This window comes from Paenibacillus xylanexedens, from assembly GCF_007676705.1.
GTDB classification, from domain to species: domain Bacteria; phylum Bacillota; class Bacilli; order Paenibacillales; family Paenibacillaceae; genus Paenibacillus; species Paenibacillus xylanexedens_C.
Genome location: NZ_VEBF01000524.1, coordinates 1 through 248, shown reverse-complemented (window position 1 = coordinate 248; position 248 = coordinate 1). Strand labels below are relative to the sequence as shown.

Sequence of the window (248 nt, the reverse complement as noted above, 5' to 3'; positions counted from 1 at the left end):
TCCCTCAACCCCCCCCGCCCGTCAACAACCTCACTTTCCATTCCAACAATTCTTTCTCTTCTCAACTCACCCTCCCACCCTCCATTCTATCCACTCCTAATCCCCGCAGTTCCACTTTCCTTCTCAAAATCATAAATTCAACCCACTCCCCCTCCACACCACCCCTATCTTCCTCTTCCATCCCTTCTTCTCCCGTTTCATTTCCTCTTCTCATCTCCCTTCTCTCCTCCTCATTCTTCCTTCCCTTC

1 protein-coding gene is annotated in these 248 nt (G+C 50.4%); it reads right to left on the bottom strand.

The genetic code is table 11. The annotated features are described in order from the left end of the window. Positions 1-61: 61 nt before the first annotated feature. The coding region (locus tag FS628_RS31760) for a hypothetical protein (RefSeq protein WP_186328069.1) at positions 62-248 on the bottom strand (187 nt) is incomplete at its 5' end.